12 protein-coding genes are annotated in these 15,696 nt (G+C 56.3%); 2 read left to right on the top strand and 10 right to left on the bottom strand.

Going from position 1 to position 15,696, the window contains the following annotated elements:
• Positions 1-40 precede the first annotated feature (40 nt).
• The 5 genes from BMX91_RS11350 to BMX91_RS11370 all read right to left on the bottom strand — a co-directional run bounded on the left by BMX91_RS11350 (position 41) and on the right by BMX91_RS11370 (position 10,111).
• Positions 41-943 carry a fumarylacetoacetate hydrolase family protein gene (locus BMX91_RS11350; protein WP_092054187.1) on the bottom strand — a complete coding sequence of 301 codons (903 nt, stop codon included), beginning with the start codon at positions 941-943 and terminating at the stop codon, positions 41-43.
• Between the two features lie 81 nt (positions 944-1,024).
• Entirely contained in the window at positions 1,025-2,185 is a 1,161-nt protein-coding gene (locus tag BMX91_RS11355; protein ID WP_092054191.1) for a DUF418 domain-containing protein, read from the bottom strand.
• Positions 2,154-5,876, bottom strand: a complete 3,723-nt coding sequence (addA, locus tag BMX91_RS11360; protein WP_092054195.1) for a helicase-exonuclease AddAB subunit AddA — start codon at positions 5,874-5,876, stop codon at positions 2,154-2,156. Before addA ends, BMX91_RS11355 begins: the two co-directional genes overlap by 32 nt.
• Positions 5,851-9,351 (bottom strand): helicase-exonuclease AddAB subunit AddB, encoded by a 3,501-nt coding sequence (gene addB / locus BMX91_RS11365; protein ID WP_092054199.1) that lies wholly within the window; start codon positions 9,349-9,351, stop codon positions 5,851-5,853. The genes addA and addB overlap by 26 nt, the downstream gene beginning before the upstream one ends.
• A gap of 106 nt (positions 9,352-9,457) precedes the next feature.
• On the bottom strand, positions 9,458-10,111 hold the full coding sequence (locus tag BMX91_RS11370) for a TVP38/TMEM64 family protein (RefSeq protein WP_092054203.1): 654 nt from the start codon (positions 10,109-10,111) through the stop codon (positions 9,458-9,460).
• Between the two features lie 136 nt (positions 10,112-10,247).
• On the opposite strand from BMX91_RS11370, the gene BMX91_RS11375 reads away from it, so the two are divergent.
• Together BMX91_RS11375 and BMX91_RS11380 are read left to right on the top strand one after the other, a co-directional pair.
• Positions 10,248-10,973, top strand: coding sequence for an AzlC family ABC transporter permease (locus BMX91_RS11375; RefSeq protein ID WP_092054208.1), 726 nt, complete (start codon positions 10,248-10,250; stop codon positions 10,971-10,973).
• Positions 10,973-11,284: an AzlD domain-containing protein gene (locus BMX91_RS11380; protein ID WP_092054212.1), complete on the top strand. Its 312-nt coding sequence runs from the start codon at positions 10,973-10,975 to the stop codon at positions 11,282-11,284. Before BMX91_RS11375 ends, BMX91_RS11380 begins: the two co-directional genes overlap by 1 nt.
• A 53-nt stretch (positions 11,285-11,337) precedes the next feature.
• Here BMX91_RS11380 and BMX91_RS11385 read toward each other — a convergent pair whose 3' ends face one another.
• From BMX91_RS11385 to BMX91_RS11405, 5 genes are all read right to left on the bottom strand, one after another.
• A complete protein-coding gene (locus BMX91_RS11385) occupies positions 11,338-11,592 on the bottom strand; it encodes a CsbA family protein (RefSeq protein ID WP_245744417.1) in 255 nt (84 codons plus the stop codon).
• 31 nt (positions 11,593-11,623) lie between these two features.
• Complete coding sequence (locus BMX91_RS11390; RefSeq protein WP_177168364.1) at positions 11,624-12,742, bottom strand: PDZ domain-containing protein; 1,119 nt, start codon at positions 12,740-12,742, stop codon at positions 11,624-11,626.
• 132 nt (positions 12,743-12,874) lie between these two features.
• Positions 12,875-14,302 carry a S41 family peptidase gene (locus BMX91_RS11395; protein ID WP_245744432.1) on the bottom strand — a complete coding sequence of 476 codons (1,428 nt, stop codon included), beginning with the start codon at positions 14,300-14,302 and terminating at the stop codon, positions 12,875-12,877.
• Between the two features lie 96 nt (positions 14,303-14,398).
• Positions 14,399-15,025, bottom strand: a complete 627-nt coding sequence (locus BMX91_RS11400; protein WP_092054228.1) for a redoxin domain-containing protein — start codon at positions 15,023-15,025, stop codon at positions 14,399-14,401.
• Complete coding sequence (locus BMX91_RS11405; protein WP_092054232.1) at positions 15,018-15,635, bottom strand: hypothetical protein; 618 nt, start codon at positions 15,633-15,635, stop codon at positions 15,018-15,020. Before BMX91_RS11405 ends, BMX91_RS11400 begins: the two co-directional genes overlap by 8 nt.
• Positions 15,636-15,696 lie beyond the last annotated feature (61 nt).

Raw genomic sequence — 15,696 nt, forward strand, 5'->3', positions numbered from 1 at the left:
TATCCTACCATAATCGGGTACCGGCAATCACGCAGGACGGTCAGGCGAACGTATTGGACAGGGTGCCGATGCCCTCGATCGAAACCTTCACAGTATCGCCCGCTCTGAGAAAGGACGGAGGATTCATCCCTTTGCCGACACCGGAAGGCGTGCCTGTCAGGATGACATCGCCCGGCTCAAGTGTTACATAGCGCGAAACTTGCTCGATCAGTTCGTCGATCGGGAAGATCATGTCTTTTGTATTGCCGTTCTGCCGCACTTCCCCGTTGACCTTCGTGACAAGAGAAAGGTTTTGCGGGTCAGGGATCTCATCTTTTGTCACGAGATAAGGTCCCATCGGGCACGACTTGTCCAGGCTTTTCCCGAGGAAGAATTGCACATGGGCCGTCTGGACGTCTCGCGCCGTAATGTCATTGGCGATCGTGTATCCAAAAACATGGTCGTAGGCGAGCGCCTTTTGGATATTCCGTCCGCCCTTGCCGATGACGATTGCCAGTTCACCTTCGTAATCCAGGCTGTCCGTGGTCTCTGCATGGGCAGGCAGTTCCTCTTCGTCCGCCGCGATTGCCGTCGGGGCCTTCGTGAAGACGACCAGCTTTTCCGGTGGACGGTCTCCGCCCATTTCCTTGACATGCTCAGCATAGTTCTTACCGATGCAGATGACGTTTTTGGGTGTCCGGGGAATCGGCGCTGTCCACTCAATCGTGTCAAATCCTCGCTTATAGGAATCCGCATTGCTTGAGGTCTCCGCCCGTTCTACGAGCCTGCGGATCCCTTCCACGAATTCATGGCCTGCCGCGATCCCGTCGATGATATGCCCCGGGAAAGGCTCCCTTTCCCCCAAATCCTCATGGATGGCGGCCAGGTCCCATACAGCCTCCTCTTTTTTCACTTTCGGGCCGAAGCTCTCTTTCCCGTCATACCGGAACGACAATAACTTCATCTTGATGCCATCCTTTCCATACTGAGTTGGTTGTTCTCTCTTCAACTTACGACAGATAAGTGTGGAATCCTCTTTATTCCGTCATTTTCCGTAGACAAGTCTGCGCCAGATACGCTCGAAAGGACCCTGCCTGAATTTCTGGAAATACAGATTCGCCAGGATGCACTGGATGGCGAAGATAGCCACGGCCATCCAAGTCCCGAGCGAAACTGACACTTTCCCGTAATAACCGAGGCCATAGGAGTAAAAGATGAGTGTCGCGATGATCGACTGGGTCAGGTAGACAGTCAGTGACATCCTGCCGGCGGAAGCGACCGGATGGAACACTTTCCGGACAAGTCCGGACTGCAGGAGCAACAGGACCAGCCCCACATAACCTACGGTCAGGATCGGACCCCCTAATGAATCCTGGACCACTTGTGTCGTATAACGTAAATCAGAAAAATATGGGAGTGATTTGATAGTGAGTCCGATCGCTGTGAAAAGCACGGCCGGAAGAATCCACTTTTTCCAATTATCCGATGCTTTCTCAATGAGCTTTGCCTTCCCTGCTGCAGCACCGAACATGAAAAGAGGCAGGATCATAAAGATGGCCATCGGGAGAGAAGCCGAATTCATGAACATCCAGTCTGCAGCGCGCTGTGCAGTTACTTCGCCAAACGACCCGCCGGCATAGGCCTCGATCGATCGGTTGATGTTGGTGATATCCGCATAAGCGCCCATCATTCCTTCCGGGTCCAGCTTTTCCACGAAGAAAGTCAGAAGCGCGAGCCCCGCCATCGGCACAACATAGACAACCGCACCGATGGCCGTCAGTGCCGCTGCGGGCAGACGGATCAGCCACATGAAGATCAGGCCCATCAGTGCATAAGTGATCAGGATGTCGCCTGGCCAAATCAGGAATGCGTGGATGATCCCGAACAGCAGGAGCACGCCCATCCTTTTGGCCGCAGTCGGAACGAACGGCTTTCCGAGACTTACGGCCTTTTCATACTGCATATTCATCCCATAGCCGAACAGCATCGCAAAAAGCGGATAAAAGCTGCTCTGGAACAGAATATCCACCCACATATGGGAGACCTCGTCGCTGAGCGACCGGAACCATGTGAACGGATCGATGTAAACGAACGGTGTGTGGAAAAATAGCATATTCGCAACGAAAATGCCGAGCAGAGCAAATCCTCTCAAGTAATCCAGCGCCGCGATCCGTTCAGAAGATGCGGTCGGTTTCAGTGTCGGCAAAATGATCCCCCCGGATGGTCAGTACTCGTTCCCCGTCAAACAGGTAAAGGAGCTTCTCTTTGATTTTAATATTCAGGATTTCCCCGAGCGCGCGGGCATACAAGGATAGCTGGACGCCGTAGCGTTCAGTCATCGCGGCTTCGATGGATGTTTCCGACCGGAACATGCCTGTCCTGTCGGTCTTATAGTCAAGCAGGACCCAGCCGTCCTTTTCACGGAAGAGGCAGTCGGCGATCCCTTGCAGGATCTGGCGGTCGCCGTCCCCCGCATCGAGTCCGTAGGTAAACGGCAGCTCCCGGCGGACATCAGCGGACTTCCGGATGCGTTCGTAAAGCGGCGTCCCGAAAAATCGGGCGACAGCGGCTGCATCCACTTCCCGCGCTTCTTCATCCGTGATGAGTTCTCGCCGGATGAGTTCGGTGATCAAGTTCTGCACATCCCGGACAGTCTGCGGACCGGATAGATCGATATGCTGCATGATCGTGTGCATTGCCGTCCCGATCTCGGCGGCCGTGAGCGTCCTCTCCTGCATGAACTCCGGACGGCCGTGCATATACATCGGCCTGATTTCATCCGAGCGTGACATGAACGGATCCGGCTCTTCCGCGTTTTCCAGCAGCCACATCCGCTTTACCTCACTGACTGACTGCTTTGAACGCTTGCGCACAGAAGCCACATGCGGGTAAGAGGCATTAAGCCGGCCAAGCACCTCCTCTTCCGCGTGGCCTGCCTGCTCCTCCTCGGGCCGATGAACATCTTCCGTTGCCTCTGCAGCCGGCCCATACCCGGCAGAAAGATCTGAAGGCGCCAGGAACTCGATGGTCCAGGAAGAGCGGTCATCGATCAGATTCCCACCCGGAACGACTCCATAAGGGGCAAATGCCCGGTGGCGTGCCACGGCTGGGCCGATCCAGTCCAGATAGCCCGCTGCACGTGATCGGATGTATTCCGGAAGCCGCTCGCCGCCGGAAAGCTGCCCTTCCTGCCACTTCATGACCGCCGATTCAGGATCTTTCACGGAACCGATCAGGTGTAGGGCTTCTTTGGCGCGGGTCATGGCCACATAGAGGACCCGCATTTCTTCCGCCCGCATTTCAAGTTCTTTTTTCTCTCTGATTGCAAGAAACGGCAGCGATGTGTACTGGATCCGGTTGTCCGGATCCACCGCCTTGACTGCGAGGCCGAAGTGCTGGTCGAACAGATATGGCTGGTTAAAGTCCATTTTGTTGAACTGCCGTCCCACTCCCGCGACAAATACATGCGGAAACTCCAGCCCCTTGGACGCATGGATGGTCATGATCCGCACGACGTCATCCTGTTCGCCTACCGCTTTGGCGGTTCCCATATCATCACCGCGCCGCCTCATCCTGTCGATGAAGCGGAGGAACCGGAATAGCCCCCGGAAAGACGTCCGCTCGTACTGGATCGCCCTGTCGTGCAGGGCGCGCAAGTTGGCCTGGCGCTGCTTGCCGTTCGGCATGGCGCCGGCCATCTCGTAGTAGTGGGTATCCAGGTACACCTGCCAGATCAGGTCTGCGAGGGACCCCCTTCGTGCCAGGTCACGCCATTCCTCAAAGTGGACATAGAACCGGCGGATCTTTTCTTCCGTTCCAGCCGGAATTCCCGCTGATACACCGTTCCGTACATACTGTTTGAGCGCCTCATAGAAAGGCTCGTCGGGTGCGGCCAGGCGAATTTTCGCAAGCTCATTTTCGCCAAGCCCGATGAACGGTGCACGAAGCACGGAGGCGAACGGGATATCCTGATATGGATTGTCGATGACCTTGAGCGTGTTCAGCATGATCATCACTTCGATGGCATCAAAATAGCCGCCGGACGTTTCGGCATATACAGGAATTCCCGCGAGCTTCAGTTCTTCCGCAATCTCACCGGACCAGGTCATCGAACGCATCAGGATGACAAAATCCCGGTAACGGAGCGGGCGTTTGCTTCCTGTCCATGGATCGGTCACCTCGGAACCGGATTCCATGAGTTGCCGGATCTCCCGGATGATCGCCCGCGCTTCCAGCCTTGGCTGCTTCAGCTCTTCGTCCTGCTCTGCAGCCTCTGTCCCGTCCTCTTCCTCTTCTCCATGGAGGATTGTGAGGGAGGCTGCCCTGCCCTCGCCCGGGTAAGGCGCTCCGGGCTTGAGTGCCGCGGCTTCATCATAGTCGATCTCCCCGACACGTGCTCCCATGACCTGTCGGAATACATAGTTTGTCGCATCCAGTACTTCGCTGCGGCTGCGGAAATTGGCATTCAGGTCAATTTTCATGCCCGTGCCATCCGCCTCTCCGTTGAAACTGAGGTATTTCCTGAGAAACAGCATCGGCTCGGCAAGGCGGAAGCGGTAGATCGACTGCTTTACATCACCAACCATGAACAGGTTGCCGTCCTCGCTTCTTCCGCTTTTGACGAGCGAGATGATCGTCTCCTGAAGGCGGTTCGTATCTTGATACTCATCGACGAGCACCTCCCTGAACCGTTCCCGGAAGTCATTCGCGATCCCGGAAGGCACGAGCCGGCCGTCCTCCTCTTCGGACAGGATGGCGAGCGCCAGGTGCTCCAAGTCGGAGAAGTCAACGATTCCCCTGTTCTTTTTCACATCGGCATACTGATCGCCAAACCGGATTGTCAGGCCGACCAGCGTATCCATCATCGGTGCCATGAGCCGCATCTCTTCCAGGAGACGGGCAGGCGTCCTGACGAAATAGGCTTCCTTAAGGCCGTTGACCAGTTTCTTGATATCATTGCGCTTTTTCTTTGCGCGTTCTGCCAGCTCCTCGTCACAGCTGTCTTTGCGGATGGTGACTGCCTTGGCCCATTTAAGCGCAGAAAAGGCATGATACGCCTCTTCCCATGTGCCGCCTTTCATAATACCGAGCAGCGAGGCGATGACGGCACCGTCTTCTTCCGCTGTCACTGCGAGCGGCGCAGGACCGTCCGGCAGGCGGGCAATGCGGCCCACTTCAGCTGCCATCGACGCCGCCTCTTCAAGCTGATGGCTGATCGCTTCCTTGAGCGGTCCGATAAACGGCAGGCTGTCAATGTCCGCATCCTGTGCAAGGTGGTATTGCCGCGGGATGTCCCTCAGCCAATCTTCCGGTTTCGGATGGACACGCGAATAGTCGTACAGCTTGTCGATCAGCACTTCGATGGCCTGGTCATCCCTGTCGGATGTAAAGCTATCTGCAAGCCGGTAGACCGGCTCCGGATTTTCCGATCCGTATGCTTCCTCGAGTACGCGCCCGACCACATCGTCCCGCAGCAGTGCCGCCTCCGCGGTATCCGCGATGCGGAAGCCCGGATCAATGTCCAGCACATAGGCATACTGGCGGACGACGTTCATACAGAAAGAGTGGAGCGTCGAAATCTGGGCTTTGTTTAAAAGGCTCAGCTGACGCCGGAGACGCGAGGAAGACGGATTGTTCACGATTGCCTCTTCGAGGGCCGTCGCCATCCTGTGTCGCATTTCCGCCGCTGCCGCATTGGTAAACGTCACGACAAGCAGCTCATCAACATCTATCGGGTCTTCGGGATCGGTAACCTTGCCGATCAGGCGGTTGATGAGGACTGCCGTCTTGCCGGAACCGGCAGCGGCTGAGACGAGAAGGTCGCTGCCGGTGGCATGAATGGCTTGCCACTGGGCATCCGTCCACGTCGCATCAGCGGGTTTCGCCGGAATCTTCATCTTCCTGCACCTCCTTTTCCATCAGTTTGATCGTCTCTTCGGGAGTCAGCTGCCGCAGCGCCTGATAGCGCTGGGCTGGGTCCGCGGGATCGAACTGGCAGACCGACCGATACGCGCACGTCTGGCACGGCATCCGGTCCTTCATCCGATACGGAAGCACACGGGTGTCGCCGTCAATCATGGAATCACCCGCCTGCCTGTGCTTGCGGCGGACATAGGAGCGCATGAGTGACAGGCTTTCCGGTCCAAGAACTTTGGATGTCTTAGAAAACGTGCCGTTTTTGTTCATGCGGACCGGCAGTGTATCGGAAGAGCCGTCCAGGCTTTTGTCCATTTCAAGCACGACATCCGGATTATCCAGGACATATCCTTTCATCCGGTACGATTTCATCGCCTCGGCTTCGATCTCCGCCTCCTCCAGCACACCGGAATCCGCTCGAAGCATCGGGTTGTGGACATGCATGTACAGGACACCAGCAGGCAAAGCCTCCCTGCCGAACAACTCATCAGAATTCAGGAGCGCGACGTCCAGATAAGTCAGCATCTGAAGAGACAGGCCGTAGTACACTTCTGCGAGGTCCAATGCCCTGGCCGATGACTTGTAGTCAACCACCCGGATAAACGGCTTGCCGTCCACCTCCGCTGCATCCACCCGGTCAATTCTTCCTCTCAGCTGCATCGTCCTGCCCCGTTTAAGAGGGACACGCAGAGGGGGGAATTTCTCACCCGGGCCGAATGCCGCCTCGATGGCAACCGGATTGAATCCGGAATGCTTTGCCTGGCCGGCCAGCCCAAGCAAAGTCCTCTGGATGATGCGTGTAATCTTCCTCTGGATATAGGCATACCTGCTGGAACTCAGCAGGATCTGATTAAAGAAGTACGGGCTGATCGACTCCACGGCATCCCTTGCGAGTGTCAGGCATTCTGTCCGGCTAAGGGAGCCCCATGGCCTGTCCAGCCTGCCGGTCTCATCGGAGATCCACTTCAGCGCGGCATGAAACAGGTCGCCGAGGGCCGGCGGGTCCAGCGTGAACTCGCCGCGCTCTCGCAGTTTTAGCCCGAAGCTGGCATAATGCTGGAACGGGCAGCTGAAATACGACTCCACCCGCGATACGCTTGAACCGATTTCCTCTCCGTAGAGTGATGCCGTGACGGCCGGCTCCAGCCGCTCCGTCTCCCTTTTGCGTGTGGGACGGAACACCTTGCCGAAAATCATCGACCAGTATGGATCATTCCGGTAGAAACCGATGGCTGTCTTCCACGGAGCGGAAAGGTTTCCGTCACTTTCCGCATGACGGAGCTGGGCGGATGCGTATTGGAGCGTCGCCCTTGGGTGGCTGATGTACTCTTTCCAGCTTTCCTCCTCCGGCAGGCCCGAGGGGTCATTGAGCACATCCGACTCCGCGGCATCCGGCAGCACCTGCAGGATTCGCTTCAGATAAAGCGAAGGAATCAGCGCCTTCCCTTCCGGATCTGAGGCCGGATAAGAAATAAACAGTTTTGAGGAAGCGGTCGTGAATGCGCGGTATGCCATATACATCTCATCCATAAGACGCATCTTCGTCGTCGGTGCCAGTTCAAAACCGATCTCCATGAACCATTCCCGCTCGCGGTCTGACAGGAGGCCTTCCTGGTCGATGCGCTTCGGAAATACGCCATCATTGACGCCGATGATAAAGACCGCCTCCATGTCCATCAGCCTCGAGATGTCGACGGTCGTCACGGTCACCTGGTCGATCGAAGGCGGGATGCGGGCAAACTCGAGCGTGTCGAATCCTTCATCCAGGATGCGGATGAACTCTGCAAGCGGACGCTCCCGGTCGCCGAACATGAGAACAAACTGATCCAGCACTTCAATCCAGGAATTCCAGGCCTGGTCGTGCTCCGCCGCCTCAAATAGCCGGCCGGCCTCTTCTTCCCTCTTTCTCAGGTCGACGATCTTGTCAAATACATGGAGTTCCTCCATGAATGTAAAGAGCGTTGTCGCAATGTCCCGGCCCGTTCGCCCCCGGCGCAGGCGTGCTTCCAGGTTGGCGAGCGGTTCCCTGACGGCATCCCGGATCAGGTGGATGTCTTCCTGCATCGCCAGTTCCTCGTCTGTCTGCACGTTGCGGTGGAACTCCAGGCCGCGGTAGCGTTTTACCTGCCACCGCTTTTCATCGAACCATCGCTCCCCGCGGATGCCGTTTGCCAGCACGAAATTTTCGAGGCGGTCCGCCCGGTCCCGCCATTCCGACGGGTCGGCCCCGTGTGGGAAAAACAGGTCGGTCTTCACTGCCCGGAAGATGTCTTCGTATTCCCAGCCCTCCGCTACCGCCTCCAGCACCGAACGGCTGAACTCGATAAGCGGATGGTGGAGCATCGGCTTTTTCCGGCTGATGAAGACGGGCACGTCATAGAGAGGAAACACCGTCTCGATCAGATCATCGTACACCTCCGGCTGCCGGTACAGGATCGCCATGTCCCGGTAGCGCATTCCAGACATCATCAGTTGCCGGATCCTTCTGGCCACTGCGTGGACTTCCGCACGGGCATCCGCCGCCCGGATCAGCTCCACATCGCCTTCGGCAGAGGCGGTCGGTGCCGGATATCGGTCAAACGCCCCTTCCAGATGGGCCAATGCCTTGCTTTTAAAGCGCCGCGGTGTTCCGAGGTGGAATCCCTCTTCCATCTCCACCGCATTCCGCTTGGCGGCATCCATCAGCCGGGCGGCGCTTCCCTGCGCATTAAAAAACAGCTGTGAACCTGTCGGCGCGCCGTATGGATCCTCCATGGGCAGAACGACAGTCACTCGCTTGGCATGCATCATGAGCGCTTCCACGATTTCCAGCTCCCGTGTTGTGAACGTTACAAAGCCGTCCACATACACCTCCGCATCTTTCACAAGGCCGGAATGCCGGATCTGGGAAGCGAGGAGCGCCAAATAACCTTCACTGTCTACGTAGGCGGTACCAAGCCGCTCCTCAATCTTGCTCATGAGCAGCTCGAGGTCATCGGCTTTGTCCAGCAGTGCCCTCGGCGCCCCGGCTTGCTCGAGCTCTTCATGCATATCGGTCATCTTTGTGCAGTCAAGGCAATAACGGCTGAATTCTTTCAGGAGCTCTTCCAGCTGCTCCGTGAATCCACGCTTATCTGCGGCCTGGCGGAACAGCTTGAACTCGTCACGGTTTTCCGCGAGCAGGCTTCGGATCAACATCCGGTAGCCGAAGCCGTTCACTTCCGTCCGGGTGATTCCGCCCGTTTCCTGAAGGATTCTCCAGGCCAATCTCTTGAAGGTTGCCACCTGGGCCCGGATCGTGCCCTTCAGCCCGAACTCGGTCGACAGGCTTTTCTCCATGGAGAAAGACATCTGGTCCGGGACAACGACAAAAATCGGCGAACCGAGCGGATTCTCCTGCAGCTTTGCGGCGATTTCTTTCCGGATCATCGTGGTTTTCCCTGAACCGGCACGGCCGGTAATCAGCCTGAATGACATCTGCAGCCACCCCTTTCTATTTGGTCATTCCAGTATAATAGAAGAAACAAAAACGAACAAATGTTCCTTTCGTATGTAATCACTGCAGGGCGTTGCGGTCATCCGATCAGCTTTCCTTTTCGCGGGACTCTTCTTCCCCGGCTGCTGTCTGCTCTTCCTGAATGGACCTAAAGTCATTTTCCACTCGCTTTTCCAGCCATTTTTCGAGCTGCTTTCCGCCCAGCCACAGCAGGAAGATGACGATTATGACCACTGCGGTACGTGCGGGCTGCGTGATCAGCGAGCGCAGATCATGCCCGATAAAGCTGGCAATGCCGATCATCACGAACTTTCCTGCCATCAGGGTGAACAAATAGACCTTCTTCTTCAGATTGGAGAGCCCCGCGACAAGGTTCACAAGCGAAGACGGAGTGAACGGGAAGCAGAGCAATACGAATAACGGCCCGAAGCTGTTGCGCTCCACCCATTGGATCAGTTTCCGGACACGCTCACTTTTCGTAAGGAACCTGAACACTCTCGCATCCCCGTATTTCCGGATAAGGAGAAATACAGTGTAAGACCCTGCAACTGTCCCGCCCCAACTGATCAGAAAACCGAAAAAGAATCCGTACGCATTGGCATTCGCAAGGACAAACACGAAAAGAGGCAGAAACGGGAGAAATGCCTCGATAAACGGCAGCAGAAAGCCCAGCAGCGGCCCCAGCGCACGATACTGTGATGTCAGTTCAAACAAGGTGTCAAGATCCAGCCAATTCTCCATGTCCTACCCCCGACTTGATTTCATGTGTCATTTCCCTTATTTTACGCTATTCATGCAACTCTACAAAATGAGGCGTCCACCGGGAAACGTTTGTAGTATAATTCTTATTATAATCATGCAAGAAAGATGTGATTTCATGCAACGAGAAGGCCTTTCCGCCGGTCTTAAAGCGGGATTGACCATCGCAATCGGTTACTTCCCGGTGGCGCTGACGTTCGGTCTGCTCGCCAAGACAACCGGTCTTTCCCTGATCGAGACGGTGGCCATGAGCATCTTCGTCTTTGCCGGAGCTGCCCAATACATATCCCTCAGTCTGATTGCAGCCAAAGTGGACCCCATTCTGATTGTACTGAATACGTTCATCGTGAACATCCGCCATTTCCTTATGACGGCTTCGCTCAATGAAAAGATGCAGCCTGATGCCAGATGGAAAAAAGCGGTCTACGCCTTCGGCATCACCGATGAAACCTTTTCCGTGATCTCCACCACCGGCGATGGCCGTGTCCGGACTTCCTATGCCGCAGGTGTCATCATCCTTTCCTATGCAAGCTGGGTGATCTTTAGCGGAATCGGGCATGTGATCGGAGCCAACCTGCCGCTTTTCCTGCAGGCAGCGATGTCAATCGCGCTTTACGCCATGTTTGTCGCGCTTCTTATCCCTTCCCTGAAGGGAAACAGGAAAGTCGTCCTGCTCGCACTGACAGCGGCCGCGATGAACGGCTTCTTTTTCTGGTCCGGACTGCTTTCGACCGGCTGGGCGATCATGGTGTCGACGCTCGCTTCCGCGATTTTTGTTGAAATCCTCTACACGCGCCGTGGTAATGTGATCCGCCGTGCGGTTGAGCGAAAGGAGGGAGCATGATGGGAAACTGGTACTGGTGGATGCTCTTGGGCATGGCGGTCGTGACTTATCTGCCGCGTGCCATTCCGCTGACCTTCCTGGAAGGGAAGGAATTGCCGCCGGCCGTATCCGGCGTGCTTCGCAACATTCCTTATGCCGTACTGGGCGCACTGATCTTTCCGGCTATTCTGTATGCCCAGCCCGATGATCTCCTGTTTGGTGTAATCGGACTCGCTTCCGCCGCGCTTATTGCCTGGTGGGGCGGAGGAGTCATGGGCACTGTCCTTGGCACCATTGCCATCCTCGCGGTATACAGCCTGCTTGCCGGCTGATTAATGGCCGATATCATAAAAACGACCTGGCGCAAAAGTGCGCCAGGTCGTTTTTATGATGGATCCCGGTCCCCATGTTTCGCCTGCTCACGCATCCTGCCGGCAATATAGAAGCCGGCGGTGAGCGAGAGTGCATCAATCGCGTACAGCAGCCACGTATGCGTGTAACCCGCATAAACGGATGCCGCAATCAGGGCCACGGTCAGAATCAGTCCGACGACATGATGATAGGTCACCCGTGTAAACAGGACCACCAGAGCCGCCGGCAGGAAAAGCGCAAGGATAATTTTTAGTGCGTAGGATTCCACGGATCGCTCCCCCTCTCCTGCAAATGAACGGTCAGCGCACGACAAGCAGGCCCATCCGGTGATGATCATGACGGAAGATGACATGCTGGCAGAGCCGCAGTTCCCCTTCCATATTGAGCACCTCGACACGGCAGTGCGCCGCATTGACCTGGATGGCTTCGTACAGTTCCCGTTCATCCGTCACGGTGACACCGTTCACCTTCCGGATGGTCTCACCCGGAAGGATCCCCATCTTGTCGGCAGGAGATCCCGGCAGCACTGCCGCCACGACGACACCGTCGCTCCTCGGCGCCACTGCGAAGTTACCCTTGTTTTCACGGACTGCGGCCATGATGGTGATTACCATCCGGACAATAAATCCGATTGCAAGGACGGCCCAAGCGGCGATAGGCTCCCATAGTCCAAGAAATGCGGCTGCCGTGACACCGAGTCCGGTGACGAAGACCGCCTTGCCGTATCGTCCGTATACCTGTCCGGGCAGAACGTGCTTGGCCGTATGCTCAAAGCCGATCACTGCCGGGATAAGGATCAGATAGTAGGAAGTTCCGCCGAGCGTGAACTGTGGCCAGTATGGAAGCATTTCTTCCAACGGGCCGCCAGGAACGGCGAAAAGCAGCGGCAACAGCCAGAGGCGCTTTGTCCGATAGGCCGCCCCCTGCAGGCCGCGCCCGGTCTTCAGGAGCAGCGGGGACGAATCCCGGGCCGCATACTTTCGGATCAGGAGACCTTCTGCAGCAGTCAGCAGGCCGGCAATCGCCGTGATGGTGACCGCCTCCTCCCCTGAAATTCCCGCATAGGTCCAGCCGATGACCGGCCAGTCCGTCGGAATATCGTTCCGGCCAATCAGCCAGTAGGCAAGTGCCGCGAGCCCGGCAGCATAGACCGGTGCCCCCGCATGGTAGCGGAAAAGCAATACGGCGGCCAGCATGAACCCGCAGAACAATACAAGCCAGCCCTTGGGCACAGCAAGCCCTGCTCCTGCAATGACGATCGACAGAACAAGCGCGGTCAGCCATGACTCCTTCAGCAGCCGGCGAAATTCGGTCAGGCCTTCGTCCACCCTCACCCGGAAGTTCCGGCGTTCACGCCGAACCCTTGTATAACCAAGCAGTACCGAGAACAACAAAATAATATAGAGCAGCGGGTTCATGAAAAACCTTCCCGCGGCTTGCAGCAATTCAAACAAGATTTCCTGGAACATCAGACTGTCACCATCCCCGGTTCTAGACAACAAACTTCATTCACTTCATTCTATCAAACCCGGGGAGGGATGAGAATGCTTTTAGTTGCCGGACTTTAATACATGTTTCATATAGCCGACGGCAAGCTGCAGCTGATCGTCATTTTTCTCGTCCGACTTGTATTCGATCACCTTGGCGCGCAGTGCCCGGAAAAAGGCATCATCCATGGCTCCGCCGGGTTCCAGCTTTTCATTGTCACGGAAGCGCTCGACCGCCTTTAATGTGGTCTCATCATAATAGCCGTCCTCACGCGTCACATCGTAGCCAAGTGCCGCAAGCACCCGCTGGGCGTAGCCTACGTCTTCCCCATAGTCTCCGGGCTGGAAGCTGCCCTCGACAGGCATGACCGGCAGACCGTACAGCGGCTGCTGTTCGGATTCGAGGTCCGGTTTGATGCCCTTGCCGTGAATCCACTCTCCTGACGGGGTCAGCCACTTATGTGTCGATAGTTTCACTTCACCGCCGTTCGAAAGCGGCCAGGTCTCCTGCACGGTCCCTTTTCCAAAGCTGACTGTACCGATGATGAACGCACGCCCGTTACCCTGGAGCGCTCCGCTCAGCACCTCGCTTGCAGAGGCACTGCCCTTGTCCTGGATCAGTACAGCCTTCATGCCGCGCATTGCCTTGCCGTACTCATCGTCCTTCGGGGCCTCGGAGCGTACGGGTTCCTTCACGCCTTCCGCATTCTGCATAAATGCGAAGACCGTCCCTTCCCGGAGAAGGCTGCCCGCTATCCGCGATACACTGTGAAGGTACCCGCCCGGATTGCCGCGCACATCAATGATCAGGCCGTCCGCCCCCTGGCCGATCAGTTTCTTCGTGTGGGTTTCCCACTCAGCAGCCGTTTCTTCGCCGAACATCGAAATGGAAACAATGCCGATCTGGTAACCGTCTTTCTCGACCAGGCGGCTGCTTACTGTCTTGACCGGTATCGCACTGCGTTTCATCGTCACTTCCAGATGCCTGTCCTCATCAGGGCGGAATATCGTCATGGCGACATCGGTTCCTTCTTTCCCTTTGATCAGGGAAAGCAGTTCCTTCATCGTTTTCCCGTCCACACGCTCCCCGTCTACACGGACGATTTCATCGTATGGGAGAATGCCGGCTTTTTCCGCAGGGGAGTTTCGGACCGGTGCCACGATGATGAACCGCCCTCTGGATTCCGCGATTTCCGCCCCGATCCCGACACGCTCGTCCGACAGTGATTCCTGATGGGCAGCCGCTTCCTCTTCCGTCATGTATGTACTGTACGGATCATTCAGCACATCTGCCATACCTCTGACGGCCCCTTCGACCAGATCTTTTCCGCCGACACGGTGGACGGCCTTTTCCAAAATCAGTTCATACGCCTCATCGATCGGTTTCTTGTCGCTGACAGGTTCCGCCGACTCCCCTTTTCCGCTCTGGACGAAGTAGAAGATTCCGCCGGCAGCAGCGCAGACCGCCACGAAAAGCAAAAATCGGCTCATGCGCACGTTGCATCCCTCCTCCGTCCAATTGTATGAACAGATCAGGAAGCATACGACACGCTTGGCCGATTTTTATGTCCGGAATCAAAGGATCACTCAGTCAACACTTGCAGTCAGGTCCCTCATCATTTCTTCATCCATCGGCCCCCTGACCACATGGCGGATAACGCCGGATGTATCAATAATGTAAGTGGTAGGGATCGTGATGACCCGGTAGGCATCCATCTGCTCACCGTCCATATCCAGCGGAATCGGGAAGGTGAGACCGAACTCTTCAACGAATGACTGGATGTTTTCCATCACCTTGTCCTTGTCTCCCCGCTCGGATGTGGAAAGGTTTACGGCGATTACTCGGACTCCAGCTTTTTCTGCCTCCTGCTCATGGAAATCCTGCATATGCGGCATTTCCGCACGGCAAGGACCGCACCACGATGCCCAGAAATTCAGGATCACTTTCTCCCCCCGCAGGTCCGACAGCTTTAGTTCTCCGCCGTCCAGTGTCCCGAGGGTGAAGTCGGGGGCGGACTCTCCCTTGGCGATCCCTTCTTGGACTTCCGCATCCCCCTCTGCTCCCGCCTGGACTTCCTCCGATTGGGCGAGCTCACGCTCAAGCTGCTTTTTCTGCCCGCTGAGACCGTCATCCGCTGTGTTTTTCAGCATAATGCCGATCATCGCCGCAATGACAGCCAGGGCAATGATGGAACCGAACCATTTTTTATTCATTCTTCACGCCTCCAACCAGCCGATTGTAATGATAAACACTAATAATAAGGGTCGAAACAAATGACAGACCGCCGAATCCGTCAGGCTGTACGGCAGCTGCCATCAGGTGGGCAGCCGGAAAAATCACCGTCAGCTGTTTTTGCCAAAGATGCGTGCTGCCAGCCTTGAGAAGCGTCAGGAAAAGCAGGGGGCCGAACAACATCACCGTCGCTGTTTCCTCCAGGAAGCCGTTGTCATTCAACAGCACCATCATCATCTGATAGACGCTCTGGACAGCCACCGCACCGGTCAGGACGGCGGGCGATGCGGCCAGGCCTTTGCGCCAGAGGAAGTAAAGGGCTGCCAGAAGACCAGCCAGTGCCCCTGCCATACCGCCATTGTAGTAAAGAAGTGAGAGAGGTGCCTTCAGAAAGCTTCCGAAATCGGTCAGCACGTAGCTTCCCTTCCAGATCAGGACAAAATAAAATGCAGCATCCGCGTATAGTCCGGCCGGACGGTTCCCGTACCGGAGCCGGATAAGGACATAGGCCGCAACGAGCGCGGCAAGTGCCGACAGATGGGATGACGGCACGGATAACTTAAAGATGGTGATAACTTCGGTCACTTGCATCAACTACGCCTCCGGCCGGGTATGATCAACTTCAAGAGTAGAGGATGGACGTGCCGTCCGT

The sequence above is a fragment of the Bhargavaea ginsengi genome, assembly GCF_900109165.1.
GTDB lineage: Bacteria > Bacillota > Bacilli > Bacillales_A > Planococcaceae > Bhargavaea > Bhargavaea ginsengi.

Bases quoted from the DNA above. Each gene is read 5' to 3' on its own strand.
- BMX91_RS11350 (WP_092054187.1), bottom strand. From the start codon at position 943: ATGAAGTTATTGTCGTTCCGGTATGACGGGAAAGAGAGCTTCGGCCCG.
- addA (WP_092054195.1), bottom strand. From the start codon at position 5,876: ATGAAGATTCCGGCGAAACCCGCTGATGCGACGTGGACGGATGCCCAG.
- addB (WP_092054199.1), bottom strand. From the start codon at position 9,351: ATGTCATTCAGGCTGATTACCGGCCGTGCCGGTTCAGGGAAAACCACG.
- BMX91_RS11370 (WP_092054203.1), bottom strand. From the start codon at position 10,111: ATGGAGAATTGGCTGGATCTTGACACCTTGTTTGAACTGACATCACAG.
- BMX91_RS11375 (WP_092054208.1), top strand. From the start codon at position 10,248: ATGCAACGAGAAGGCCTTTCCGCCGGTCTTAAAGCGGGATTGACCATC.
- BMX91_RS11380 (WP_092054212.1), top strand. From the start codon at position 10,973: ATGGGAAACTGGTACTGGTGGATGCTCTTGGGCATGGCGGTCGTGACT.
- BMX91_RS11390 (WP_177168364.1), bottom strand. From the start codon at position 12,742: ATGAACCCGCTGCTCTATATTATTTTGTTGTTCTCGGTACTGCTTGGT.
- BMX91_RS11395 (WP_245744432.1), bottom strand. From the start codon at position 14,302: ATGAGCCGATTTTTGCTTTTCGTGGCGGTCTGCGCTGCTGCCGGCGGA.
- BMX91_RS11400 (WP_092054228.1), bottom strand. From the start codon at position 15,025: ATGAATAAAAAATGGTTCGGTTCCATCATTGCCCTGGCTGTCATTGCG.
- BMX91_RS11405 (WP_092054232.1), bottom strand. From the start codon at position 15,635: ATGCAAGTGACCGAAGTTATCACCATCTTTAAGTTATCCGTGCCGTCA.